The 24,820-nt window shown below is 57.3% G+C and carries 21 protein-coding genes; 14 read left to right on the top strand and 7 right to left on the bottom strand.

Annotated elements, in window-relative coordinates; genetic code table 11:
• Positions 1–13: 13 nt before the first annotated feature.
• The 4 genes from WG934_RS08565 to gabT are packed head-to-tail and all read right to left on the bottom strand — an operon-like array spanning position 14 to position 5,180.
• Positions 14–1,171: a CaiB/BaiF CoA transferase family protein gene (locus WG934_RS08565; RefSeq protein WP_339989760.1), complete on the bottom strand. Its 1,158-nt coding sequence runs from the start codon at positions 1,169–1,171 to the stop codon at positions 14–16.
• The gene (locus WG934_RS08570; protein WP_339989761.1) at positions 1,168–2,625 is read right to left on the bottom strand and encodes an aldehyde dehydrogenase family protein; all 1,458 of its coding nucleotides are present in this window, start codon (positions 2,623–2,625) and stop codon (positions 1,168–1,170) included. The genes WG934_RS08565 and WG934_RS08570 overlap by 4 nt, the downstream gene beginning before the upstream one ends.
• On the bottom strand, positions 2,622–3,785 hold the full coding sequence (locus tag WG934_RS08575) for an acyl-CoA dehydrogenase family protein (protein WP_339989764.1): 1,164 nt from the start codon (positions 3,783–3,785) through the stop codon (positions 2,622–2,624). Before WG934_RS08575 ends, WG934_RS08570 begins: the two co-directional genes overlap by 4 nt.
• A 60-nt stretch (positions 3,786–3,845) precedes the next feature.
• Complete coding sequence (gene gabT / locus WG934_RS08580) at positions 3,846–5,180, bottom strand: 4-aminobutyrate--2-oxoglutarate transaminase (RefSeq protein WP_339989765.1); 1,335 nt, start codon at positions 5,178–5,180, stop codon at positions 3,846–3,848.
• 261 nt (positions 5,181–5,441) lie between these two features.
• On the opposite strand from gabT, the gene WG934_RS08585 reads away from it, so the two are divergent.
• Positions 5,442–7,142 carry an amino acid permease gene (locus WG934_RS08585; RefSeq protein WP_339989767.1) on the top strand — a complete coding sequence of 567 codons (1,701 nt, stop codon included), beginning with the start codon at positions 5,442–5,444 and terminating at the stop codon, positions 7,140–7,142.
• 231 nt (positions 7,143–7,373) lie between these two features.
• Here WG934_RS08585 and WG934_RS08590 read toward each other — a convergent pair whose 3' ends face one another.
• Positions 7,374–8,261 carry a fructose bisphosphate aldolase gene (locus tag WG934_RS08590; RefSeq protein ID WP_339979814.1) on the bottom strand — a complete coding sequence of 296 codons (888 nt, stop codon included), beginning with the start codon at positions 8,259–8,261 and terminating at the stop codon, positions 7,374–7,376.
• Positions 8,262–8,694: 433 nt separating this feature from the next.
• On the opposite strand from WG934_RS08590, the gene clpB reads away from it, so the two are divergent.
• The 11 genes from clpB (at position 8,695) to WG934_RS08645 (ending at position 21,421) form a co-directional block, all read left to right on the top strand.
• On the top strand, positions 8,695–11,265 hold the full coding sequence (gene clpB, locus WG934_RS08595; protein WP_339979815.1) for an ATP-dependent chaperone ClpB: 2,571 nt from the start codon (positions 8,695–8,697) through the stop codon (positions 11,263–11,265).
• Between the two features lie 242 nt (positions 11,266–11,507).
• On the top strand, positions 11,508–12,521 hold the full coding sequence (locus WG934_RS08600; RefSeq protein ID WP_339989769.1) for an ABC transporter ATP-binding protein: 1,014 nt from the start codon (positions 11,508–11,510) through the stop codon (positions 12,519–12,521).
• Positions 12,522–13,307, top strand: coding sequence for an ABC transporter permease (locus WG934_RS08605; protein WP_339989770.1), 786 nt, complete (start codon positions 12,522–12,524; stop codon positions 13,305–13,307). It abuts the gene before it with no gap.
• A 16-nt stretch (positions 13,308–13,323) separates the two neighbouring features.
• Complete coding sequence (locus WG934_RS08610; protein WP_339989771.1) at positions 13,324–14,517, top strand: sensor histidine kinase; 1,194 nt, start codon at positions 13,324–13,326, stop codon at positions 14,515–14,517.
• The gene (locus tag WG934_RS08615; RefSeq protein WP_339979819.1) at positions 14,514–15,182 is read left to right on the top strand and encodes a response regulator transcription factor; all 669 of its coding nucleotides are present in this window, start codon (positions 14,514–14,516) and stop codon (positions 15,180–15,182) included. The genes WG934_RS08610 and WG934_RS08615 overlap by 4 nt, the downstream gene beginning before the upstream one ends.
• 63 nt (positions 15,183–15,245) lie before the next feature.
• On the top strand, positions 15,246–16,082 hold the full coding sequence (locus WG934_RS08620; protein ID WP_339989773.1) for a sulfurtransferase: 837 nt from the start codon (positions 15,246–15,248) through the stop codon (positions 16,080–16,082).
• A gap of 122 nt (positions 16,083–16,204) precedes the next feature.
• Entirely contained in the window at positions 16,205–18,064 is a 1,860-nt protein-coding gene (locus WG934_RS08625) for a hypothetical protein (protein WP_339989774.1), read from the top strand.
• The gene (pyrE, locus tag WG934_RS08630; protein WP_339989776.1) at positions 18,057–18,617 is read left to right on the top strand and encodes an orotate phosphoribosyltransferase; all 561 of its coding nucleotides are present in this window, start codon (positions 18,057–18,059) and stop codon (positions 18,615–18,617) included. Before WG934_RS08625 ends, pyrE begins: the two co-directional genes overlap by 8 nt.
• 11 nt (positions 18,618–18,628) lie before the next feature.
• Positions 18,629–19,402 (top strand): lysoplasmalogenase, encoded by a 774-nt coding sequence (locus WG934_RS08635; protein ID WP_339989778.1) that lies wholly within the window; start codon positions 18,629–18,631, stop codon positions 19,400–19,402.
• Entirely contained in the window at positions 19,395–20,093 is a 699-nt protein-coding gene (locus tag WG934_RS08640; protein ID WP_339989779.1) for a TrmH family RNA methyltransferase, read from the top strand. The genes WG934_RS08635 and WG934_RS08640 overlap by 8 nt, the downstream gene beginning before the upstream one ends.
• Positions 20,094–20,242: 149 nt before the next feature.
• Positions 20,243–21,421 (top strand): glycoside hydrolase family 76 protein, encoded by a 1,179-nt coding sequence (locus WG934_RS08645; protein WP_339979828.1) that lies wholly within the window; start codon positions 20,243–20,245, stop codon positions 21,419–21,421.
• A 23-nt stretch (positions 21,422–21,444) separates the two neighbouring features.
• Here the strand turns inward: WG934_RS08645 and WG934_RS08650 are convergent, their stop codons facing one another.
• On the bottom strand, positions 21,445–22,134 hold the full coding sequence (locus WG934_RS08650) for a DedA family protein (protein WP_339989780.1): 690 nt from the start codon (positions 22,132–22,134) through the stop codon (positions 21,445–21,447).
• A gap of 66 nt (positions 22,135–22,200) precedes the next feature.
• Here WG934_RS08650 and WG934_RS08655 point away from each other — a divergent pair, with 66 nt between their 5' ends.
• Together WG934_RS08655 and WG934_RS08660 are read left to right on the top strand one after the other, a co-directional pair.
• The gene (locus WG934_RS08655) at positions 22,201–22,611 is read left to right on the top strand and encodes a DUF3151 domain-containing protein (RefSeq protein ID WP_339979831.1); all 411 of its coding nucleotides are present in this window, start codon (positions 22,201–22,203) and stop codon (positions 22,609–22,611) included.
• Positions 22,612–22,614: 3 nt separating this feature from the next.
• On the top strand, positions 22,615–23,919 hold the full coding sequence (locus WG934_RS08660) for an FUSC family protein (RefSeq protein ID WP_339979833.1): 1,305 nt from the start codon (positions 22,615–22,617) through the stop codon (positions 23,917–23,919).
• Here the strand turns inward: WG934_RS08660 and WG934_RS08665 are convergent.
• A complete protein-coding gene (locus WG934_RS08665; RefSeq protein WP_339989782.1) occupies positions 23,916–24,815 on the bottom strand; it encodes a hypothetical protein in 900 nt (299 codons plus the stop codon). The genes WG934_RS08660 and WG934_RS08665 overlap by 4 nt on opposite strands.
• Positions 24,816–24,820 lie beyond the last annotated feature (5 nt).

Genomic DNA, 24,820 nt, shown 5'->3' on the forward strand with positions numbered 1-24,820 from the left:
TAGTGAGTCCTCTTTACTCGCCCTGCTTTGGTGGTGGTGTCCGATACGTCGCCGGAGTTTCCGAAAACGTCAGCGGATTACGCACGCTTGGCACACCATCAATCTCGACTCGCGGTTCCAATCCGAGAGAGGCCGCAAACTCGAAAGCCTCCTCAATATTGTTGACCGGACCTGCAGGAACACCCACCTCAGCTAGTTCCGCGAACCATTCATCCGCGCCTTTTGCGGCCAATGCCTGCTCCAACAACACCCGCAACTCCTCGCGGTTTTCCACACGAAGGGGATTGGTGACGAAACGAGGATCGTCGGCAAGCGTGGGCACACCGAGAACCGTCACAAACCGAGCGAACAGTGAATCATTGCCACCGGCCACAGCAAGCTTACGATCGGCCGTGGGATACACCTCGTACGGGCTAATCGACGGATGCCGATTACCCATCGCCGACGCCACCTTGCCTGCACCCAGAAACGCGGAAGCCTGGTTAACCAGCGACGATAGTGAGCACGACAGCAAATCTGTGTGGACCCGCTGACCTGCGCCCGTCGCATCGCGGTGGCGCAATGCGGCCAAGACGCCAAATGCGAGATGCAGACCAGTCAGCACATCGACAACCGCGACGCCGACCTTTACTTCCTCGCCCGGCCCCTGACCAGTAATAGACATGAGGCCACCCGTGGCTTGCACAACCAGGTCGTATCCACCCAGGCGAGCACCTTTGCCCTCACCGAAACCCGACAGGGAAGCGTAGACGAGACGCGGATTTTCCTTCGACAACTCTTCATAACCCAGCCCGAGACGATCCATGGTGCCGGGCCGAAAGTTTTCAATAACCACATCTGCGCGCAGCGCCAGTTCACGGGCACGTGCAACATCATCTGGGTTGCGCAAATCCAGGGACACGGACTTCTTATTGCGATTCACCGACGCAAAATACGTCGCCTGACCGTCCGGGCCATACGGCGGGCCCCAGGCGCGAGTGTCATCACCAACGCCAGGACGCTCGACCTTAATGACCTCCGCGCCCAAGTCCGCCATCATCATCGTGACGTACGGGCCTGCGAGAACCCGCGAGAAATCCGCGACGACGATCCCATCGAGCGCGCCTGCTTCAGACCCCGCACCAGCGCCCTTGACTGCACCCGCACCCGCTTCAGGCGCGCCGCTCGTCATCGAGGCCACCGACCGAGGTACATCGTCGTTGTCCGCGTGAAGAACTCGCGTGCCGCCCGACCTTGTTCCTTCGGCCCGAATCCGGACGCGCCCGCACCGCCGAACGGCACATGCGGATCTGCACCAGAAGTTTCCGAGTTCACGTGCAAAATACCCACTTCAAGACGCTCCGACGCATCAAACGTTGCCGCCAGCGAATCCGTGAATACCGCCGCCGACAGCCCGTACTCGCCGTAGTCCGCAGCTTCGAATGCCTCGTCGGCATCCTCCACCACGAGTAACGACAACACCGGCCCGAACAGTTCCTCAACCCACAGGCGATGATCCGTCGACTCCACTTTCACCACAGTCGGCTCCATGAAGTACCCGCCGGGACACCCGTCAATCTCCAGCTTCCCGCCACCAACCAGGACTTCTGCCTGCTTGCCGACGGAATCCGCCACAGCATCAACGATGTAGTCACGGGAACCGGCGTCGATAAGCGGACCCATAGCAACGCCTTCTGCCAGCGGATCGCCGGTGACACGCTTAGAAAGCTGCTCGAGGAGTTCCTTCGTAAACGCCTCAGCGACCTCGCGGACAACAACGACACGTGAGGTCGCTGTGCACTTCTGACCAGTCGAATTGAACGCACCATTGATAACTTGCGTTGCTGCGTGCGATAGATCAGCATCTGCCAGCACGATCGCAGGATTCTTGCCACCGAGTTCTGCCTGCACCGGGATACCCACTGCAGCGCACTTCGATGCGATCATGCGTCCGACCTTCGTCGAACCGGTAAACGTTAATGCGTTGACGCGCTCGTCTTCCTGCAGCACAGCTGTAGCTGACGACGGCGCGACCACGAGGTTCAGCACACCCGCAGGCAATCCAGCCTGGTCAAGAGCCTGAGCAAGGCGAACCGCGAGCAGCGGAACCGACTGCGCTGGCTTCCACACCATCGTATTTCCGTGAATAAGTGCTGGTGCGGCCTTCCATGCTGGAATAGCGATAGGGAAGTTGAATGGCGTAATCATCGAGACAACACCTACTGGGCGACGCACAACTTCGATTCGTTCACCAGCGCGTGGAGAGTGGTAAATTTCGCCTGCGTCTTGGGTCGCTTCGGTCGCCTGGAAATCCAGAATCGCCGCAGCACGATTCACCTCACCGACACCTTCTGCGAGGGTCTTGCCCTCTTCCTCAGACAGCTCGTGGCCCCACGCATCGGCGTTGTCGCGGATGATCTCGGCAGCACGCTTCAAAATGGTGGCGCGCTCTGCGATAGGCATCGATGCCCATGCAGCACGAGCCTCATTGGCAGCTGCTAGTGCCAATTCGACCTGTTCAGCAGTGGCCAAACGTCCTGCTGCAATGACTTCATCGGGACGCGTAGGCGAGGTAGACGAAAACTCTTGACCAGCACCGGCGACCCACTCACCGCCGATGAGGTGTTCAATCAATGCTGGGCTCATCGGAATGCTGCCTCTCCGGTCAGTGCGTTGCCGAGAATCAGCTGGTGCATCTCAGCGGTGCCCTCGTAGGTCAGAACCGACTCGAGGTTATTCGCGTGTCGAATAGGGGAGTACTCAGTTGTAATGCCAGAAGCACCCAGCAAGGTACGGCACTGACGAGCAATCTTGATAGCTTCACGAGTGGAGTTCAGCTTGCCCAGGGAAATGGACTCCTTTGGCAGGGTGCCTTCGTCCTTCATACGGCCGATCTGCAATGCCAACAGCATGCCCTTGTCCAGTTCCAGAACCATGTCTGCAAGCTTCGCCTGGGTCAGCTGGTAAGCAGCGAGTGACTTGTCGAAGACTTTACGTTCCTTGACGTACTCCAGAGTCTGGTCAATGCAGTCACGAGCAGCACCAAGCGCACCGAATGCGATGCCGAAGCGTGCTTCGTTCAGGCACGACAGTGGACCACGCAGTGTGTTGACCTCTGGAAGGCGAGCGGAGTCCGGGACACGGACGTCGTCAAGCACCAGCTCAGAGGTAATGGATGCGCGCAGCGACATCTTGCGCTCGATGTCGTGGGTGGTGAAGCCCTTCATGCCCTTTTCAACGAGGAAGCCAGCGTAACCGTCGTCGGTCTGCGCCCAGACGACGGCGACGTCGGCAAGCGAACCGTTGGTGATCCACATCTTCGTGCCGTTGAGGATCCAGTCATCGCCATCGCGCTTCGCGAACGTACGCATACCTGCTGGGTTCGAGCCGAAATCAGGCTCGGTCAAGCCGAAGCAACCGATTGCTTCACCCTCGGCCATGCGTGGTAGCCAGTTCTGCTTCTGCTCCTCAGAGCCCCACTTCCAGATGGCGTACATTGCCAGCGAGCCCTGAACGGACACGAAGGAACGGATACCAGAGTCAACAGCCTCCAGCTCCATGCACGCCAGGCCGTAAGCAACTGCCGAGGTGCCCGCACAACCGTAACCTTCCAGGTGCATACCGAGCACACCCATCTGGCCGAAAACGGGACCCAGATCGCGTGGAATGGTGTGATCCTCGAACCACTCTTCGATGTGTGGGCGCAGATCGCGGTCGCAGAACTCACGAACGGTGTCGCGGATCTGGCGTTCCTCCAGAGTAAGCATGGAATCGAGACCAATGAGCTGGGAGTGGGTGTACGTCATGAGAAAAGTCCTTTCAGAAAAATGATCAGGTGTAGGAAAAAGCACAGGTGTAAGAAATGACTACTTCGCCAGTTCCTCGACCAAAATGTCCATTGCTTCGTTCAATAGTTCGTTCGAAATCGACAGCGGTGGCAGCAGTCGCAGTACGTTGCCGTACGTGCCGGCAGTCAATACCAGCACGCCACGCTGTTCGCAGGCGCGCGCAACAGCCGCCACCTTTGCTGAATCGGGGGTCTTGCCACCAGGGACGATGAGTTCCGCCGCCACCATTGCGCCCCGGCCACGAACATCGCCGATTGCTGGATTCGACTTCTGTGCGTCCGTGAGCTTGGTGGTCATGATCTCGCCGACCTCCTGCGCGCGCTGTGGCAAATTGTCGCGCTCACATGCGTTCAGAACTTCAAGGGCTGCAGCACATGCAACTGGGTTGCCAGCATAGGTACCACCGATACCGCCACGGTGCGGCGCATCCATTGCATCGGCGCGACCAACCACTGCAGCAATTGGATAGCCACCACCGAGCCCCTTCGCCAAGGTCATCAGGTCTGGCTCCACGCCCTCATGCTCCACCGCGAACATCGAGCCCGTGCGGGCGATGCCGGTCTGCACTTCGTCAGCGACGAACAAAATGCCACGCTCCTGGCAGAATGCCGCGAGCTTGGTCAGGAAACCTTCTGGCGGAACGATGAAGCCACCCTCGCCCTGAATTGGTTCCAGCACCACACAAGCGATGTTCTCGGCACCGACCTGTGCATCAACGATGAGCTCTAGCTGCGCCATCGCACCATCAGCTGCTTCCTCTTCGCCACCTGGCCAGCGGTATGCGTAGGGGCTTGGCGCGCGGTAGACCTCGCCAGGGAAAGGGCCGAACGACTTCTTGTACGGATTGTTCTTTGCAGTCATGGCCATGGTCATGTTCGTACGTCCATGGAAAGCGTGGTCAAAAACCACAACGCCACCGCGACCGGTGAAGGCACGCGCGTACTTCACCGCATTCTCCAACGCCTCTGCACCGGTCGAGAACAGCGCAGCACGCTTCTCACCCGAGCGCGGCATGATCTCCACCAGCTTTTCGACGAGCGCCAAGTACGGCTCATACTGCTGATTCAGGAAGCAGGTGTGAGTCAGGAGCTCAGCCTGAGCATTCGCGGCAGCGACTACCTTCGGATCTGCGTTGCCGACGGTCGTCGTCGCAATGCCGGAACCGAGGTCGATGAGTCGGTTGCCGTCGACATCCTCCACGATGCCGCCACCTGCGCGGTACGCCCAGGATTGTTGCGCTGCACCCAAACCTGCTGGCAGCACTGCTGCTGCGCGCTCGGAGAGGGCTTTGGACTTCGGGCCTGGGATCTCTGTGGACACGAGACGGGTCTGTGGAAGGTCGACTCCAGCCATGGGGAGCTCCTTTCTAAGTTTCTGCTCTTTGTTACTGGGAGCAATTGATGTGTTGTGAATCACTTTGGCGTGAAAATGGTGACGCACGCTATCGACATTTGAGTGAATGAAATTGCCGTATTTCGACACTTTGGCGATTTGGATCTAATTTGCCCAGCGTTAATGTGTTCCCAATCACACCAATAAGGCGTAGTTAAACCTGAATTGGACGGCAGCTAGATAGCAGCTGGAAAGCAGCGAGAGAGGCAACGCATGACTTGTATGAACTCAGCAGAAGGGGTGGTCGAGAACGAAGAACTTCGTTCTGACCTCTCGAAACGGCACCTCACCATGATTTCCATGGGTGGCACAATTGGTGCAGGCTTCTTCGTAGGTCTTTCGGGTCTGATCGTTGTCGCAGGCCCGGCGGCAATCGTGACCACCGCCGTAGCTGGCATCATCGTGTATCTTGTCATGCGCATGCTGGGCGAGATGGCCGTTGCTAAGCCGTCTACCGGCTCTTTCGTGGATTATGCGCGTATGGCTTTCGGGCGCTGGGCGGGATTTTCCACCGGCTGGTTGTACTGGTATTTCTGGGTGATCGTGGTCGGCATCGAAGCGGTCGTCGGTGGCGAACTTATCGCGCGATGGGTACCAGGAATCCCCCAATGGATCACAGCAGTCGTCATTTTGTCGGCGATGATCGCCGTCAATCTTCTTTCCGTGAAGAGCTTTGGTGAGGCCGAGTATTGGTTCGCTGGCATCAAAGTCGTCGTCATTGTGGCGTTCATCATCGCGGGCTTCGCATTCTTGGCGGGTCTGTGGAGTGGCAACGTGGGCGATGCTGCCCAGGTTTCGAACCTGTGGGACCACGGCGGATTCGTTCCAAATGGAGTGTCAGCGATCTTTGTCGGCGTCGTCACGGTTATTTTCTCGATGACCGGTGCAGAGCTTGTGACCATCGCAGCTGCTGAGTCCTCGCACCCAGCTGATGCGATTCGTCGCACGACTCAGACAGTCGTTGTTCGTATTCTCGCGTTCTTCGTTATCTCCACTGCGCTGCTGGTATCGATTCTCCCGTGGACGAGCTACGAAGCTGGTGTATCGCCGTTCATTACTGCACTTGATGCGATGGGTGTCCCGTATACCGCAGATATCTTGAACTTCATCGTGCTGGTTGCGGTGCTGTCCTGCTTGAACTCGGGCCTGTACACGGCGTCCCGCATGATCTTTACCCAGGGCCGCAACGGCGATGCGCCAGCGTGGATGACCCGAGTGAACGAGCGAGGCGTGCCAACCGGTGGCATCTTCTTCTCATCCATCGTTGGCTTCATCTGTATTGCTGCTGGTTATGTTTGGCCAGACACCATTTTCATCTATCTCGTCAATAGCTCTGGTGCAGTGGTGTTGTTCGTCTACGTATTCATTGGTTTGTCGCAGATCAAGCTGCGACCACGCTTCGAACGCGAGCTTGCTGGCGCGGGTGGCCTGACCTTCAAGATGTTCGGTTGGCCTGTCATTCCAGCACTCGTCACTGGCCTCATTGTGGTCATCCTGGTGACCATGGGTATCCGCGAAGCGACGCGCGGAGAGTTCCTGCAGTCGATGGCGAGTTTGGTCGTGGTCTTGATTCTTGGCATCTTCCTGCAGAAGACCGGTATTAAGGGCCGCTACGAGGGCTTGCCGACGACGCTGCCACAAGGCGTGGACGAAGACGATTACTCGCCAGGCCGTGTGTACGAGACGCCAGAGCACTTCGGCGAGTGGCCACATTTCGGAGACCTGAGCGAGCTGGGTGATCGCATCCACTTAGGGCCACGTCCTCGATGGGTGCGTCGCGATGGCAAGGGTGGTGCCGAACGCGGTGGCCATGGTGTGAATGACGAAGGACACCTGCGACCTGGCCATATTGGGCCGAAGGAAGCGCGCACTGAAGCAGTCGGTAGCAAGTCTGCAAACGCTGAGGCTGCGAACGCGGAATAACTACCGCCCGCACTCCTCATGCGCACTTATGACCGAGCCTGCAACATTTAACGGCGAATTATCGCTGAATTTGTTGCAGGCTCGGTCATAAGTGGCTCAATGTCCAGGTGAATGACCAGGTGATTGACGCAAAAACGCCCTGGCCACACTCACCACGAAAGGGAAGTACGGCCAAGGCGTTCATCGTACGTAGCTAAAAGAGCTACCTACCAAGGAACCGAGACGAATCGATTAGGAAACCGAAGCGTCGTAGATGCCCTTGACGGAGTCAGCCATCGTTGCGTTGAACTCTTCGTCGGACTGGTTAGCGCTCAGGCCCTCGGACAGTGCGCGGGAGAACGAAGCAATCATGCCGTTGTTGCGAGCCAGGCGTGCGTTTGCATCCTCGCGCTCGTAACCACCGGAGAGAGCGACAACGCGCATGACGCGTGGGTGCTCGATCAGTGGAGCGTAGAAGTTATCAACGGTTGGGATGGTGACCTTGATCATGACCTGCTGGTCTTCTGGCAGAGCGTCGAGGCCCTTCAGCATTTCGTCGCGGACGATAGCTTCAGCCTGCTCCTTGTCAGCAGCGTTGATGTCTACCTCTGGCTCCAGGATTGGAACAAGACCGTGGGACAGAACCTGCTTGCCGAACTCGAACTGCTGAGCAATGTTTGCCTTAATGCCCTCTTCGTTTGCCTCAGCAATGAAGGAACGCATCTTGGTGCCGAAGATGCCCTTAGCGACAGCGCGCTCGAGCAGCTCGTCCAGACCTGGGCATGGCTTCATCAGCTGAACGCCATTCTCTGCATCTGCAAGGCCCTTATCGGTCTTCAGGAAAGGAACAATGCCCTTCTTCTCCCACAGGTACTGAGCGGTTGGGATGCCCTCGATCTCGCGATCCATGGTCTGCTCGAACAGGATTGCGCCGATGATGGAATCCGAGTTGAACGAAGGGGAGGTGATGATACGGGTACGCATCTCGTGGACCAGGTCGAACATCTCATCTTCGTTAGACCATGCGTCCTCGGTGATGCCGTACAGGCCGAGAGCCTTAGGCGTGGATCCGCCGGACTGGTCCAGTGCGGCGATGAAGCCCTTGCCCTCGGTCATCTTTTTTGCCTGCTCGGTATTCATACAGATCCTTTCGGTAAGGAAGAAGAAGATTCATTCACGAGCGTAATCAAGAATCCAGGAACCCGCTCGTCATAAAGGGGTAGTTTGTGCTTTCCGACGTCTCTCGCCCGGGCAATATCTTCTTTCGACGCACAAGAACCGTCGATGACCAGCGTAGTTAGTGGGGAACCGTCGTAATGCCGGATGGAATGGCGTGGAAACAATGTGCTGAATCGTTATAGAGATGTTCTTGGGATAGTGGCTAGTGCGGGACGCGAATGTCGCCAAAGTTATGTCGAGTCGATATTAATGCCCGATGTGGTTTAACTCACATCAACTTTCAGGGTTGAGTGGAACAGACTCAATGTGTGGAGCGTTATGGAGAGTAAGAAGCGAAGTTGAGTGTATCTAACTCAAGGTGACGGTAGACTCGCAACTAAACAAGGAGGAAAACATGAGCTTCACACCAACCACAAAGACGAATGAGGTTTTGCAGGCGGCGCTGAAGTCGGCGTCGTCGGCAGGTAATCCTGATATCCGGCCAGGCCACCTCCTGGTAGCGCTGCTGGAGCAGGAGGACGGGATTGCTGCGCCACTGCTGGAAGCTGCGGGAGTTAACCCGGATGGTGTGCTCACGCGTGCTCGTGAGCTGGTTAACGGTTACCCAAAGGCATCGGGTTCCAATATGGCGAATCCTCAGTTTAACCGCGATGCGCTGAATGCTATTACGGCCGCGGAAGAGCTGGCGGGCGAACTTGGAGACGAGTATGTCTCGACGGAAGTGTTGCTCATCGGTATTGCAACGGGTTCAAACGATGCGGGCAAGGTGCTCGCAGAATCCGGCGCTACGGCTGAGGCGCTTCGCGGTGCGTTGACGTCGGTGCGTGGTAATCGCCGTGTGACCACGGATAATCCAGAAGAGCAGTACCAAGCTCTAGAGAAGTACGCCACGGACCTGACGGCTCGCGCTCGTGAGGGCAAGATTGACCCGGTTATTGGCCGTGACGCCGAAATTCGTCGTGTCGTGCAAGTGCTTAGCCGCCGTACGAAGAACAACCCTGTGCTGATTGGTGAGCCGGGTGTTGGTAAGACCGCGATTGTGGAAGGTCTTGCGCGTCGTATCGTCGCAGGCGATGTGCCGGAGTCGTTGAAGGGTAAGACTCTGATGAGCCTTGACCTGGGTTCGATGGTCGCTGGTGCGAAGTACCGCGGTGAGTTCGAAGAGCGTCTGAAGGCTGTTCTGGACGAGATTAAGGAATCGGACGGTCAGATCGTCACCTTCATCGATGAGATCCACACCATTGTTGGCGCAGGTGCCACCGGTGATGGGTCGATGGATGCGGGCAACATGATTAAGCCGATGCTGGCTCGTGGTGAACTTCGCCTAGTCGGTGCGACCACGTTGGACGAGTACCGCAAGTACATCGAAAAGGATGCCGCGCTGGAACGTCGTTTCCAGCAGGTTTTCGTTGGTGAGCCTTCCGTGGAAGATGCCGTTGGTATCTTGCGTGGTCTGAAAGAGCGCTATGAAGTCCACCACGGTGTGCGTATTCAGGACTCTGCGTTGGTCGCAGCTGCAACCCTGTCGGATCGTTACATCACGTCCCGTTTCCTGCCGGACAAGGCCATCGACCTCGTGGACGAGGCTGCGTCACGGTTGCGCATGGAAATCGACTCGTCGCCAGAAGAAATCGACTCGGCGGAGCGTATTGTTCGTCGTCTTGAAATCGAAGAGATGGCATTGGAGAAGGAAACCGATGTCGCCTCCGCTGAACGGCTGGAGAAGTTGCGTGAGGAACTCGCTGATGAGCGTGAGCGCCTCACCCAACTGAAGACACGCTGGCAGAACGAGAAGGGCTCCATCGAAGACGTTCGCGTGATTCGTGAGGAACTCGATGCATTGCGCACTGAGTCGGAGAAGGCGGAGCGTGAAGGCGATTACGGTCGTGTCGCAGAGCTGCGATATGGGCGTATCCCTGAGCTGGAGAAGAAGCTCGCAGAGGCTGAGAAGTCCGTCGAGCAGTCGCAGGGCGAGTCGATGCTCAACGAGGAGGTCAGCCCTCAGGAGATTGCCGAGGTGGTCTCTGCCTGGACTGGCATTCCAGCCGGCAAGATGATGCAGGGTGAAACTGAGAAGCTGCTGCAGATGGAGTCGGTGCTGGGCAACCGAGTCGTTGGCCAGCGCGAAGCTGTCGAGGCTGTGTCTGATGCGGTTCGACGTTCCCGTGCGGGAGTGGCGGATCCGAATCGTCCGACCGGTTCCTTCTTGTTCCTCGGTCCAACGGGTGTTGGTAAGACGGAGCTGGCGAAGGCACTCGCGGAGTTCCTCTTCGATGATGAGCGCGCGATGGTCCGCATCGATATGTCCGAGTACGGCGAGAAGCACTCTGTTGCACGTCTGATCGGTGCCCCTCCGGGATACGTCGGCTACGATGCCGGCGGTCAGCTGACTGAGGCTGTCCGTCGTCGTCCGTACACGGTTGTGCTTTTCGACGAAGTGGAAAAGGCTCACCCCGACGTATTCGACGTCCTCCTGCAGGTTCTGGACGAAGGACGTTTGACCGATGGACAGGGTCGTACCGTGGACTTCCGCAACACGATTCTGATTCTGACGTCCAACCTGGGTGCTGGCGGTACCCGAGAGCAGACGATGGCGGCGGTGAAGTCGGCGTTCAAGCCAGAGTTCATTAACCGTCTGGATGATGTGGTGATCTTCGAGTCCCTGTCGGCTGAGCAGCTGCGTGGCATCGTTGATATCCAGGTCGGTGACTTGGCGAAGCGACTGGATGCACGTCGACTGGTCCTCGATGTTTCCGACGAGGCACTGGATTGGCTAGCCGAGCGTGGCTACGACCCAGCGTATGGTGCTCGTCCGCTGCGTCGACTGGTGCAGAAGGCGATCGGTGACGAGTTGGCTCGTCGTCTGCTGGCTGGCGATGTCCGCGACGGTGACCGAGTGATTGTCACGGTTGCCGAAGATGGCGATTCGCTGGCGGTGACCGGCGAAGCTCGCGACGAGGAGTAATTGCTAGTTCCTGCCTCGCTAGCTCTCACTCTCCTTAGCCCCCACTAATTGCCCGCATTTTCACTTCTTGGCTTCGGCATCCGAACCATCAGGTGAAGAAGCGGGCAATAAGTCGTTTCTGGGGGAGCTCCGCGACACCAGAAGCACATGACATTTGTCATGCCTAAGTCATGACATTTCTGCGCTTGTTTCATGATTCGCGACACTGTTTACCAGCCCTTTTGCGCGGAATCATAAGAGTCATGAACAGCAAACAGCCTCAACCTTCTGATCACGCATTCACGGCGCCCAGTGCTAAGACCCGCACAGTCTCGGTGATTGAGGTCGCCAACCTCACGCGCGTCTACGGAAAGGGCAGCGAAAGCAATAACAAGGACCCCCACACCGCTGTCGATTCGATCTCATTCGAGGTCTATGAAGGTGAAGTGTTCGGGCTCCTCGGAACCAACGGTGCCGGCAAAACATCAACCCTCGAACTCATCGAAGGCCTTGCCCGCCCAACCGCAGGCACTGTCACCGTACTGGGAGCCGACCCACACGATGATCGCCGACTGGTTCGCCCACAGTTAGGCATCATGCTGCAATCCGGGGGCCTCCCGCAGCAGCTCAGCGTCTCCGAAACGATGACCATGTGGCAAGGAACATGCTCAAATCCGCGCGAAATCGACGAAGTGCTTCACGACGTCGACCTCACACATCGTCTCGACACTAAAGTTGGAGCATTGTCAGGAGGCGAAAAGCGCCGCCTGGATCTTGCCTGCGCTTTATTGGGCAACCCAACGATTCTCTTTCTCGATGAGCCAACAACAGGACTTGACCCAGAAAGTCGTCGCAATACGTGGGAACTGCTCCTTCGCCTGAAGAAGCAGGGCGTCACCATGATGCTGACTACTCACTACCTCGAAGAAGCTCAGTTCCTGTGCGACCGCATCGCCATCATGCATGAGGGCGCAATTCAAAAGTCAGGAACACTGCGCGAATTGGTAGCCAGCGTGAATTCAGTGTTGAAGGCGGAACTGCCGGGGCAGGTGTCGTCGCAAAGCGTGCAACTGCCGGACTTCCCAGGCGCGGTTGTGGTCCAGGAAGAGACCGAACTTCGGATTGAAACGAAGAATCTGCAGGCAGACACCTTGCGTCTGCTGACGTGGGCACACGACAACGACATTGAGCTGCAGGGTTTTGCGGCCGAGCCTGCGCATCTTGAATCCGTCTTCATGTCTGTGGCGGGTCAGCACAACACCACCGAGGAGAAGTAAATGAGTTTTGCACGTATTTCCGCACTGGCGAAGGCCGAATGGCTGCAGTTCTGGCGCAACAAACTTCTGATGTATATGGCAGTGCTGTTTCCACTGGGCATGCCGGTATTCATGTTCTTCGTGACAGGCGGTCGCGACAACCTGACCACCGTCGCAGGCGCCTCACATTACGAAACGTTCCTGCTCATGACCATGATGTTGGTTCAGTTCTACTCGGTGTTGTCGATGATAACGACGCGTCGCGACGAAGGTGTCTTGAAGCGACTTCGCACCGGTGAGGCCCTAGACGCCGAGATTTTGTTGGCTATCTGCATTCCTGGTGCAGTGATTTCATTGTTCTCTGGTGCGCTGCTTATTGGGGTTTTCCTCGCGCTGGGTGTGCCTATGCCGGAGAATATCCTTGTTATCGCCCTCGCTACGATTTTGGGACTCGTGATTTCTTCTGGTCTGGCTTTGTGGACGAGTTCGTTTACTCGTAATGCGGAAGCTGCGCAGATCACGTCGATGCCGGTCATGTTGCTGGCTATGGGATCGCTCAGCACCTTCCGGCCATTATTTGCCAATGCCGCCGACGGTCTTATCTTGCGCATTATTGATCGCACTCCGTTCGCCGCCGTCTTTGATGTCTCGTTTATCGGATGGTCAGGATCTACGTATGGCGAGATCGTGGCTGAATCTGCCGACGTTGCCGGAAGCGCAGGCGTATCACTGGCAATTGCCACGCTCTGGGCGGTCGCAGCTGTGGTGATCGGCGTGAAATCTGTGAAGTGGGATACCTACCGTTAGTCGTAATATGCCCTCTATGAACATTCGCAAGAAGTGGCGCAGCCTTGATAGTGGTTCGCAGATCGCTGTGTATTTTCGAGTTTCCCTGCAGCTTATCGCTGTGTGCTTCTTGCTCTTGCTCGTTGTGCTGTCAGTGATGCCGTCCGACACGGTGTCGATTCCCGGGTGGGTGGCAATTGCATCAGCTCTGGTTGCGTCAGTTTTGACTGTTGTGTCGTGGATTGCGATGGGCGTCCAGCCGGAGCTGAATTTCCATACGACAGACACTGCGGATGGTCGACCGCACTGGAGTTTCCGCTGGGGTTTGTATGCGTCGTTCGTCGTATATGCAGTAGTTGTCGTCGCCCTTGCTCTTATCGACAAAGATCCGGCTGGTCAACGCGGTCTGTGGTGGTTCTTGGCGATGTGGGTGTTCGCGTTTTCAGCTGCAGCCACTATGGTGTTTTGGGTTCGGCTCAAGTACCGATGGCTTGTGATTGTGGGGCTGTCATTGGTTGGCACCGTGGCGGGCTGGGACGCGTTCTACTTTCAGATTTTGCTATTCAACCCAGCGTTGGCCGCAACGGTCATTTCCAGCGATTGGGTAGTACGAATCGCCCGGCAGATGGCCCGCGCACGCGATACCGAAGCTGCCCTACAAGTCTCTGAGGAACGCCTGCGCTTCGCTCAAGAACTCCACGACACGTTGGGACAACACCTTGCCGCAATTTCCCTCAAAGCAGAGGTTGCCCGAGCGCTCGCACAGCGTAACGACGATCGCCTTGATTCAGAACTCGCAGAACTCCAAGCACTTGCTCGAAGCTCGATGTCAGATATGCGAGCTGTGGCTGCTGGATACAGGACCGCGCACCTTTCTACCGAGCTCACCGGCGCAACGTCACTATTCGCATCCGCTGGCATTCAATGCACAGTCAACGGCTCCCAAGACGACATCCCCGGTCATCTCCGCGAACTTGCCGCATGGTTCATCCGCGAAGCCAGCACAAACGTTCTGAAACACTCTGATGCCCGGCACGTCACACTGACGTTGGATACCGATAGCATCGAAATGCGTAACGACGGTTCGCCAAACACCATCAGCCCACTTGCGGGGATGCGGGCATTGCAGCGACGAGCCGTCGATGCTCATGCCACCGTGGAACTGACAGCGCGTCACGGAGAGTTCGTCGCAAAGTTGAAGCTGCCTTCAAAATCAGTAGGGGAGATATGACCACAGAATCCGTGCCAGATTCCGCGACTATCCGCGTAGCGATTGCTGATGATGAGGAGTTAATTGTCAGTTCGTTGGCGACGTTATTGGGGCTGGAACGCGACATTGATGTTGTAGCTACGTGTGGGTCTGGCGAAGAGCTGGTGGCGGAATGTCAGCGTCAGCTTGTGGCCGGCGATGGCATCGATGTCTGTGTTGTTGATTTGCAGATGGACGGCATCGACGGCATTGACACAGCAGTTGAGTTGGGGAAGCTCGCTCGCCTGCGCGTTGATGCGCGAACCCCGAAAGTACTTATCGTGACGAGTTTCGGCCGTCCTCGGGATTTGAAACGTGCCCTCACCACGGGAGTGCAGGGGTTCATGCCTAAGACTGCATCGGCTGTGCAGTTCGCAGATGCGATTCGCACTGTGCAACGAGGTAAGCGCTATGTCGATCCAGAACTTGCTGCTTTGGCGATTAGTGAAAGTGAGTCGCCGCTGACCGAACGCGAACGGCAAGTGCTCGAGTTGACGGGCACGGGTATGAGCATGGAGGAGATCGCAGCGACGATCCATCTCGCGCCGGGCACAACTCGTAACTACGTGTCAGCGGCAATTAGCAAAGTTGGAGCCCGCAATAGGTTTGAAGCATTCGCCAAGGCTCAAGAGTCCGGCTGGTTATAGATACTTTTGTACATGGTACTTCTTCGTGAGCAGTTCTAACAGAATCGATTTAGACTGCTATCTATGAACACATGCGTTTCAGCCCAGGAGCTCAAGCGACTCATCCATACCGGAGACCGAGTTGCTGTTATCGACGCGCGTTGGTCGCCTGAACGTACTGCCTACCAGCATTACGCCGAGGCACACATTCCGTTGGCCATGTTCTGTGATCCAACGATTGACCTTGTTGGTATTCCAGACCGTGAACACGGTCGAAACCCATTGCCCGATATCGTTCGGGTGCGTTCCGCGATTCGTCGCTGGGGACTCAGCAAAAACCATCACGTCGTTGTGTATGACGAAGAAGATGGCCTTTTCGCTTCCCGTGCCTGGTGGGTCCTCAAATGGGCCGGGCTCACCAACGTCCAAGTTCTCGCAGGTGGTTTGCACGCGTGGGAGAATGAGGACTTCGGAACTGCGCACGGCCCAGGCAACCTGCCACACCCAAGTGACACCGATGTTGAACTGGGGCAAATGCCAACGGTTGATATCGCTGAAGTTGCTCAGTGGACTGCGCAGGGTGGCGTGCTGATCGACTCTAGAAATGTGGAGCGCTTCAGCGGTAAGCAGGAACGCCTTGACCTCCAAGCAGGACACATCCCTGGTTCCGTGAATATTCCAGCCCGTGATCTGCAGAACCGCGAAACCGGCGAATTCTTGCCGGCTGAAGAGATCAGGAAGAAGCTTGCCGACGTCGGTGTGACGTCTGGTGAACAAGCCGCGGTGTATTCCGGTTCCGGTCTTCATTCATCGCTGTTTATTCAGGCGATGCACGAAGCTGGTCTACCAGGTGCGTCTTTGTTCGTAGGCGGATGGTCGAAGTGGGCGGGAGATCCTACGCTTCCTATTGCTCGTAGCTAATTTCGGAAAGCTTGCGCGAAGCTAGAAAAGCATCGAGTCCGGGTTAGTGCGTAGGGTGTTGACCGCGCCATATGCACTAGTTGCCACGGATAATCCGCCATCCGAACTAGACTTGGCGAGCGATGATGTTTATAGCCTTTGCCCTCGCTGCCGTGCTTTTTGTTGCGGCTGTTGTTTTGCTGATTGTGGACGCTAAGCGTCGAAAAGCAAACACCCCAACAGACGCGTCTACCACCGCTGTCGCAGATGACGCCGGTGCGACGCTACCTCCTGCGCATCCGAAGCCGGCGACGCAGCCTGAGGCGCGGGCACAAGAGTTGGTAGAAGTGCAGCCTGAGCAGGATCCTGAAGCGGAGCTGATTCCTCGCGATGACCCAGAGCTCGTCTTGGCCACGGAGCCATTTCCAAGGGAACCTGCTGACGACGAGCCGGAAGGCGACGAACCCGAGGACGCGGAATTGGGGACTGATCAGCCTGAAACCGCTGCAGATGTTGATGCTGCGTCCGCTGCTTCGTTCGAGCGCTCCGAGACTGAGAAGGAATTGCTGAACTACGCAAATAGCCTTGATTCCCAAGCTGCACAGTTGGAAATGTGGGCAGTTCGTGAGCAAGCTCGTCAGGAAGCTGCGCTGGCGGAACAGCTGCGTAAAGCTGCCAAGATCCGTGAGGTTATGGAGCGTCAGCGCAAGGAAGCCGAAGCGGCCAGGCTTGAGCGGATGCCGTCTGATCCTCCTGCGACTGACACCACAACCGAAGCTGTCGCATCGTCCACCACCGGGCAAGACTTCAATGCAGATGCCACGGCAGACGCTGCCACAGACTTAGCCGATGACGCGCTCGATCTCAGCGATGATGCACTCAATGCCGACGAGGCAACTGATGCCTCTGACCACGAACGGGAGCCTCGCTCCCTCGCTGGTTCCATGTCCAGCCTGGGCCTCGGCCATCGACGCGCCCGTAAGCAATGGGCGAAGCAACGCCACGCGGATTACCGCCGCATTGATCACGGGGTGACGGATTTGTGGGAGCGCATTCCAGAAGGTGAAGCGAAGGCAGTTGTCTTTGGTTTCGCGCATGGTCGGGAAATGCACGTGTGTGATGTGGGGCAGGTGACCATTGTTGCTTTGCGACGAGCGTCGGCAAGCGATGAAGTCGTCGAATTGAGGCACAACGGCGACTCCGCACTGCCAACTGTCTCGTTCGAGTCAGGTCTTCTGATGTCGGCGACGAATCCGACAGTCATTCGACGCATCATGGATTCCCGTGCCAGCGAGTTCTTTGGCACGGTGCCGGAGTTCATCAATGTCATGTGGGCTGAAGGCGATTGGTTGCTGGCGGAACTGTCGCGGGATTCTGTCGCCGAAGAATGGGACATCGCTTTGCAAGTTCTGTCCGAGTTCTCTGATTTTGCGCGACGTTTGCCTCCGGTGGAGGATCGAGATGTCGAGCTTGATCCCGAACAGTGGGACCAGACGCGCGAATTGGCGCGGGATCGGGAAGCGGAGCTGGAGCCAGCAACCGAAGAGTCTGCCGCCGAGGTTTCAGCCATTGACGTCGACGCTATCGATGCCACCGATACGGAGGATGATGCTGTAGATGCGGGCCAGGTCTCCGATGCCGACTCTGATTCCGCCACAGACGGCGACAACGGTGAGCACACCACCAAGCCGGTGAATGCCGAGGGTATTGGTGACTGGCGTCCATCACATGACACACCGCTGAATCCGGAAGATCTGCCATCGCGGTCGAAGCCCCGGTTTAGCAGTGAGGGGCCTGCTGTCGATGACGCTGATGCCACCAGTTTCCGGGACGTGGAATTCGAAGCTGCTGGGATCCCTGCCCTGGGCGAAGATCCAGAGCATATGCGCTCGCGCATCACTGGTGGACGTATTATTCGACCAGCGACAGAAACCCCCGGAATCTTTGCCGATGGCATCGCTGATTCCGATCTTCCTGAAGGAGACGACGAGAACAATGAGTGATAACGCACCACAGGTCAACAAGGAAAAGCTGGCGGAGCTGGCGCAGCTCGTCAAAGAGCTTGCGGTTGTCCATGGCAAGGTCACGCTCTCGTCTGGTCGGGAAGCTGACTACTACGTTGACCTGCGTCGCGCGACTCTGCATGCCAAGGCATCCCGTCTCATCGGAGAATTGCTCCGCGAACTCACCGCTGATTGGGATTACGCCCACGTTGGTGGTTTGACGCTAGGTGCGGATCCCGTCGCAACGTCTGTCATGCACGCAGATGGCCGTCAGATCGATGCCTTTGTTGTGCGCAAGGAAGCGAAGAAGCATGGCATGCAGCGTCGCATTGAAGGACCAGACATTGTGGGCAAGAAGGTTCTGGTAGTCGAAGACACGACAACCACTGGCAATTCACCACTCACCGCAGTGGCAGCGGTTCGCGAAGCTGGGGCAGAGGTTGTTGGCGTTGCGACGGTCGTGGACCGAGCAACCGGTGCCGCCGATGTCATCCGCGCCGAGGGTGTTGAATACCGCTACCTCCTCGGCCTATCTGATCTGGGTTTGGACTAAGGAGGACTTGCATGGCTTCTCTCGTATCGTCATTCGTTTCCCGCACTGTTGAAGGCTTGGGTGCGCTGAACACCGTGATTACAGGCAAGCCTGAGCAGTTGGGGTACATCGCTGCGGGTGCCGTGAATGTGGTGTCGTCGGCGTTTGGGTGGGAGACGCCTCGCAAAGCCTCGAAGGCAGTGCTCATGCCGTTGTTGGCTGCTGGAGTAATTCGTCGTCGTAACGACGTGTCGCCAGTAACCACCGCGACGCTCCTTGCCGGGCTGACAGCTGGGTGGATCGGCGATCTCGTGCTGATGCCCAAAGATGCCAAGCTGAGCAACGGTGCCGCTGCCTTCTCTCTGAACCAGCTTGCGTACGTCGGGCTGCTCGCCCGCGGTGGTGCCCGCCCGGATGTCGCACGCACGGCGATCCGCGGGCCACTGATGGCTGGCTCTGTCGCCCTGGCTGCAAAGTGTGATCGCTCATTGCTGCCGGTGGTATTCAGCTACGGTTCCTTGCTGGCAGCTGTCTCCATTCTTGCCGACGACCGTGGCCTGGTCGCCACCGCTGGAGAAGTTGAGAAATGCCCTGACAGTGGGCTTCCGTTGGCTGATGCTCGTTACGGGCTTGGCCACGGAGGAAATCTATTCCTCATTTCTGACTCTTTGCTGATGCTGAACAGCCTGGTGGGCAAGGAATCGGTCGTCGGAAAGCTTCTCGACGCGGCCGTGATGGACACTTACATTGCCGCGCAGTTGCTGCTGGTCGAGGGACTGATCGCGCTGGATCCTGCCGATGACTGAGCTGGGGAAGAACGCGGAACCGTTCATTCCGGAGCCAGGTCGGGGGCCAACGGAATGGTTCGAGGCTCGCGTCGGTGTAGAACCGTGGCATATCGAGCATCCGGGCGAACCCATGCCGTCGGATCCGAAGTTTGACGAGACGCTGTTGCAGGAAGGCGATCGTCGAAACGTTGTCGATGCGTATCGGTACTGGACAACCGAGGCGATCATTGCCGATATTGATACGCGACGGCATCCGCTTCACATCGCCATTGAGAACTTCGAGAATGATTCCAATATCGGCACGGTCGTGCGAACCGCGAATGCTTTTGCTGCGGCGGCGGTCCACATAGTTGGTCGTCGTCGGTGGAATCGCCGTGGTGCGATGGTGACTGATCGCTATCAGCATCTTTATCACCACGACTCGGTTGACGACGTCGTGGCCTGGGCATACGACCATGACTTAACCGTTGTTGCCGTGGACAATGTGCCTGGTTCCGTGCCACTGGAGACAGTCGAGCTGCCTCGCAATTGTCTTCTCTTGTTCGGGCAGGAAGGGCCGGGGGTGTCCGAGTCGGCGCGAAAAGCTGCACGGATGACGGTTTCCATCGCGCAGTTCGGCTCCACGCGGTCGATGAACGCAGGTGTTGCAGCAGGTATCGCGATGCATTCGTGGATTCGCCAGCACGCTGACCTGGATCATGCGTGGTAGCACTCTGAGCGAGTCCCCCAGATCGTCACTGTGCAATCATGCGAATCCACTGAAAGCGCTAAGCTAAAGCCCGAGCTATTTAGTATCACCAGTTTTTCACAACGGAGTGAGTAGGCACTCCACGTTGAGGGGGTCATGTGGTCACGAAGATGTCCCGACCGGAAGTCGAAAATTGGGCTTACCGTGCGGACGTCGCTGAGCAGGCAATTCGCAATCGCCATGCTTCTGCGTTGTGGGGTCTTCCCCGGACCAATCTTGCCGTTGTTTCGTGGCCAGCAACACCGCAGCATAAGGCTTTCTTTACGTGGCATTACTGGTGGCAGGCGCATTATCTGGAATGCCTCGTCGATGCTGCACAGCGAGTTCCATCCCGCGAGAAGTATGAGGCTGTACGCAACACCATTCGTGGTATTCGTATTCGCAATTTGTCGCCGTTGGCATCGAACAAGTATTACGACGATCGTGCGTGGATGGTTCTCGCACTCGGTCGTGTGGATTCGATGCATGGCAAGCGCAAGCCTCGTCGCCAGACGCAGCTTTTGCTGCAGGCACTCACAAATGGCATCGATTCGACCACTGGCGTACTGCCGTGGCGCGAAGAAGAACTGTTCTACAACGTTCCGTCGAACGGACCAGCTGCGATTGCGTTCGCGCGCGCCGGCCGTTTGGATGATGCCTGCGCTTTGGTCGACTGGGTATTCGACAACCTCGTCGCTGATACCGGCCTTCTTTACGACGGTATTCGGTTAAGCATGACCGGCGAGGAAGTACAGCGGGGCATGTATTCCTACAACCAAGGTGTGATGATCGGGGCGTGCCTCGAGATCGCCCTGGAGTTGAAGAACCGCGAACAGCATGGTCGAGCAATGGAGTACCTCACCAGGTGCCAGAGTTTGATTCATGCGGTTGCTGTGAACATGGCCAGCTCCGATCACGTGATTAAGGGCTCTGGCGGCGGTGATGGTGGCCTGTTCAACGGTGTGCTGATCCGGTATCTCGCAGATGCTGCGGTGCGGTTGCCTTCCGATGATCACGGATCCCGTGCAGCTGCCCGCATTGCGCGTCGGTTGGTGCTGGCTACTGGCGAAAGCGCGTGGAACCATCGTTTAGAAGTCGATGGATTGCCTTTGTTCCCAGCCAATTGGGAGAAGGACGCTACGTTCCCACAGGGAAGTGGCCCAGTGGCTGCATCGATCGCGGGTGCAGTGCGCTCATCAGCGGTGCGTGAACGCGACTTGTCTGTTCAGTTGTCTGGATGGATCGTAATGGAAGCGTGTGCTCGAGTCGCAGAAGACGACGAGCGCAGGAAGAAAGCGCTCGAAGCTTAACGCTGACAACGTCGCAAGATGCTCTACGGCTGAGGCTCCGGGGTGGGGTTCTGCTCTGGAGTTGGCTGAATTTCCAGATCGGTTTTCTTGCCCTTCTTGAAGAAGGACTTCACCAAACCACCCAAACCAGGCAGGACCGACACCAGCACGATGCCAAGGAAGATTGGTTCGATGTTGTCGCGGACGAATGCGAATTCGCCAAGCACGGAGCCAAGGAATGTAACTCCGGCACCCCAAATGACACCACCGATGATGTTGTAGGAAATGAACGTTTTGTACTTCATGCGCGCCATCCCTGCGACAAGCGGAGCGTAGGTACGCACGATGGGGACGAATCGGCACAGAATGATGGTCACAGGGCCGTAGCGTTCAAAGAACTCATGTGTTCGAGTGAGATACTCCTGCTTGAAGACACGACCGTCCTTCATCTTCTCGATACGTGGTGCAAACGTATGTCCAAGGAGGTAGCCGACCTGGTCACCGAGAATCGCAGCAAGCGGGACCAGAATCAGAAGCAACCACAGTGGTGCAAACGGATCTGGCTGAGTCGACAACAAACCACCCGTAAACAGCAGTGAATCGCCGGGAAGGAACGGGAAAAGCAGACCCGATTCGATGAAGACCATGGCCAACATCGCAGGAAGAATAAATGCCCCGAAGGGGCCAGAAGCGCTGAGCAGCTGCATCGGATCCATGAGATCAGCAAAAGACATGCGAAAAAGAGTACGCCTAAGAAATAGTGGATGCTATTCACTGAGATCCTCGGCACAATAGGGGGCATGCAACTAAATGACATGATGGCTCCGCCACCCGTTCTCTTGCCCGAATTCCCGGAGGCAACGAAAGCGCGTGAAGAAGGTTTAGGTCCGCAGGACGTCGTAAAGCAGTGCCCAAAGGATTCGCTGGCGTGGGCACAGCTCGCTGAACAGGCGCTTGCAGATGGCCAGGATGTCACTGCTTATGCCTACGCGCGAACTGGTTACCACCGTGGCCTTGATTTGCTGCGTGGCAACGGCTGGAAGGGCTTCGGCGCGGTTCCGTGGTCGCATGAACCGAATCGTGGTGTCTTGCGCGCAATTTCTGCGCTGGCGAAAGCTGCGCGGGCAATTGGTGAAGAGGATGAGTTCGATCGTTGTCTTGCACTTCTGCAGGACTGCGACCAAACCGCGGTGAAGGAAACCGCACTCTAACTAGTGTCTGACGAACAGCAGAATCCACGCCCAGAACTCGGTGAATACTTGGATGCAGTGAAGCATCCGGCATCCCGAGCGGCTTTGGCGATGCGTAAAAGCATGCGCCCACGAACACGCTTGCTGCATGGCGTGAATCGCATTCGCACTCGATGGGCGCTGATTCTGCAGGCGACTCTGGCAGCAGGACTTGCCTATTGGTTTGCCCTTGATGTTCTTGGTCACCCTCGGCCATTCTTTGCTCCAATGGCTGCGTTCATTGGTTTGAACGTGATGGTGCAAGGGCCACGCATCAAGAATTCGATGCAGTTGGTCCTGGGGGCCACCCTTGGTGTCGGTATTGGCGACCTCATCATTTCCGTGTTGGGCACCGGAATCTGGCAGCTGACGGTGGGCGTCTTAGTTGCCATGACGACGGGAGTGTTCGTCGGGCGTGGTCCACTGGTGGTCAATCAGGCTGCTAGCTCAGCTGTCCTCATCGCCACGATCATGCCGCCTGGCACCGAGATGTCATATCACCGCATGATCGACGCGCTCGTCGGTGGTCTCATTGGCATCGCCGTGATGTCGATTCTCCCACGCAATCCAGTTCCTGGATCGCGTCGAGTGGTCGCTTCGGTGTTGGATCTCGGCTCTGACATTCTGTATGACATTGCCGAAGGACTCCGCACCCACGATCTCGACCGAGTGCGGGCAGCCTTGCAGTTGGGGCGGTCGTCGCAAGCTGAAGTTTCTTTAATGGACCGCACCATTGCCGCAGCGCAAGAACAGGTTCGCGTCGCACCCTTGCTGTGGCATCGGCGTGAGCAACTGAATTCCCTGGCCCGCATCGTGCACCCGACCGACAACGCGCTGCGCAATATCCGCCTGTTGGCGCGCCGGGCGATCACAGCCAGCGAGGATCACATCGAACTGAAACCCGAAATTGTTGATCTTGTGATGGGAGTCTCCGAAGCGATGCGTTCTGTTCGTCATCTGCTTGACGACGACCCCACGCTGGCGACGATTCCCAAGTGGGGAGAGTTACCGTTCGAATCTGGAACCGGCAACGTTGAAGGCGGCACTGAGGTTGAGGTCGAAACATTCACTCACGAGGGCGTAATCCGGCAGCTGCGCCGCCTCGCAGCACGCATGAAGCCCGAGCTGATTGAAGACAGCACACTGTCCGAGATTGTCGTCTTCGCGCAGTGTCGTTCACTGGTCGTGGACCTGCTGCAGGTATGCGGTATGGCCAGGTTGTCGGCCGTCGCAACGCTGCCACCCACGACACCGCATCCTGCGATGCCACCGGAAGTGTGGGAAGACTAGCGCACCAGCTGCAAGTCCAGCAGATGCCGGTAGATGGTCACCTTTTCACGAGGCTTCTTCGCCTCGATGCCATCCCGAACGTAACGGAAACCAGGGCCACCAGCCTGAACTGCCCGGCCTTCAATTGGCGGGTGCAACGGGCGGTCCTCTGCTGTCTCGGATTCTTCGGCATCTTTGCCACGGCCAAAGAGCCGGGCGAAGAACCCAGGCTTCGCATCGGCCTCAGTTGCATCCTTTTCGCCAACCCACGGAACTTCCGCGCCAACCAACCCCGGCGCATCTGGAGTAGGGCGGACCTGGACACCATTCGACGTCCCCGAAAAGAGTCGGTGCTCGTCCACATATACTTCGCCGACGAGACCCAAGCGTGACGACGGCCCAGAAATGCCTACCTCCGTCAAGAGCGCGTATCCGACAATGGCGTGGCCCGTGTCGTCTCGGATGAGTGGGACGGGATGGACGTCTCGGGTCAGTGCGTCGTCAAGTGAAAGCCCAAACTCACCGGAACCGGAAATGTCCCAGTTCTTCGTTACCGAAGAAGGAGAGTCGGGGACGTGGGCGACTTCGAACCACAACAGGTTGCGGCGCATCAAGAATGTTGCCACAGCACCGAGGGAGGCATCAGGCCCGACAACAACAATTCGAACGGGTTCAGTTGGCTTCTGAGGGGCGAAACGGGGGGACCCCATATGTGGGACTTCTTTGCTCTTTGCAATGTCGTCAGGGGTTGGGACAGTGTCCTCTGGCAGCATCTCTGCTGCAATATCGGAGAGAAACACCAGGTCTTTGCGGGTAGGCAAGGTCGGGACATCGTAAAGCGTCACCTTTTCACTCGCCAGAGCTTGATCTGTCGGCAAAGACAGATTTGAACCGCACTGCAACACCACAATCCTCATGGGAC

This window comes from Corynebacterium sp. H78 (genome assembly GCF_037572275.1).
Taxonomy (GTDB): Bacteria; Actinomycetota; Actinomycetes; order Mycobacteriales; family Mycobacteriaceae; genus Corynebacterium.

What these genes read in the sequence shown, in the direction of transcription:
- WG934_RS08615 (WP_339979819.1), top strand. Translation starts at nt 14,514, where the DNA reads ATGACCACAGAATCCGTGCCAGATTCCGCGACTATCCGCGTAGCGATT.
- clpB (WP_339979815.1), top strand. Translation starts at nt 8,695, where the DNA reads ATGAGCTTCACACCAACCACAAAGACGAATGAGGTTTTGCAGGCGGCG.
- WG934_RS08625 (WP_339989774.1), top strand. Translation starts at nt 16,205, where the DNA reads ATGATGTTTATAGCCTTTGCCCTCGCTGCCGTGCTTTTTGTTGCGGCT.
- WG934_RS08565 (WP_339989760.1), bottom strand. Translation starts at nt 1,171, where the DNA reads ATGACGAGCGGCGCGCCTGAAGCGGGTGCGGGTGCAGTCAAGGGCGCT.
- WG934_RS08575 (WP_339989764.1), bottom strand. Translation starts at nt 3,785, where the DNA reads ATGACGTACACCCACTCCCAGCTCATTGGTCTCGATTCCATGCTTACT.
- WG934_RS08605 (WP_339989770.1), top strand. Translation starts at nt 12,522, where the DNA reads ATGAGTTTTGCACGTATTTCCGCACTGGCGAAGGCCGAATGGCTGCAG.
- WG934_RS08590 (WP_339979814.1), bottom strand. Translation starts at nt 8,261, where the DNA reads ATGAATACCGAGCAGGCAAAAAAGATGACCGAGGGCAAGGGCTTCATC.
- WG934_RS08655 (WP_339979831.1), top strand. Translation starts at nt 22,201, where the DNA reads ATGCAACTAAATGACATGATGGCTCCGCCACCCGTTCTCTTGCCCGAA.
- WG934_RS08620 (WP_339989773.1), top strand. Translation starts at nt 15,246, where the DNA reads ATGAACACATGCGTTTCAGCCCAGGAGCTCAAGCGACTCATCCATACC.
- WG934_RS08635 (WP_339989778.1), top strand. Translation starts at nt 18,629, where the DNA reads ATGGCTTCTCTCGTATCGTCATTCGTTTCCCGCACTGTTGAAGGCTTG.
- WG934_RS08640 (WP_339989779.1), top strand. Translation starts at nt 19,395, where the DNA reads ATGACTGAGCTGGGGAAGAACGCGGAACCGTTCATTCCGGAGCCAGGT.
- gabT (WP_339989765.1), bottom strand. Translation starts at nt 5,180, where the DNA reads ATGGCTGGAGTCGACCTTCCACAGACCCGTCTCGTGTCCACAGAGATC.
- WG934_RS08610 (WP_339989771.1), top strand. Translation starts at nt 13,324, where the DNA reads ATGAACATTCGCAAGAAGTGGCGCAGCCTTGATAGTGGTTCGCAGATC.
- WG934_RS08570 (WP_339989761.1), bottom strand. Translation starts at nt 2,625, where the DNA reads ATGAGCCCAGCATTGATTGAACACCTCATCGGCGGTGAGTGGGTCGCC.
- WG934_RS08650 (WP_339989780.1), bottom strand. Translation starts at nt 22,134, where the DNA reads ATGTCTTTTGCTGATCTCATGGATCCGATGCAGCTGCTCAGCGCTTCT.
- WG934_RS08645 (WP_339979828.1), top strand. Translation starts at nt 20,243, where the DNA reads ATGTCCCGACCGGAAGTCGAAAATTGGGCTTACCGTGCGGACGTCGCT.
- WG934_RS08665 (WP_339989782.1), bottom strand. Translation starts at nt 24,815, where the DNA reads ATGAGGATTGTGGTGTTGCAGTGCGGTTCAAATCTGTCTTTGCCGACA.
- WG934_RS08585 (WP_339989767.1), top strand. Translation starts at nt 5,442, where the DNA reads ATGAACTCAGCAGAAGGGGTGGTCGAGAACGAAGAACTTCGTTCTGAC.
- WG934_RS08600 (WP_339989769.1), top strand. Translation starts at nt 11,508, where the DNA reads ATGAACAGCAAACAGCCTCAACCTTCTGATCACGCATTCACGGCGCCC.
- pyrE (WP_339989776.1), top strand. Translation starts at nt 18,057, where the DNA reads ATGAGTGATAACGCACCACAGGTCAACAAGGAAAAGCTGGCGGAGCTG.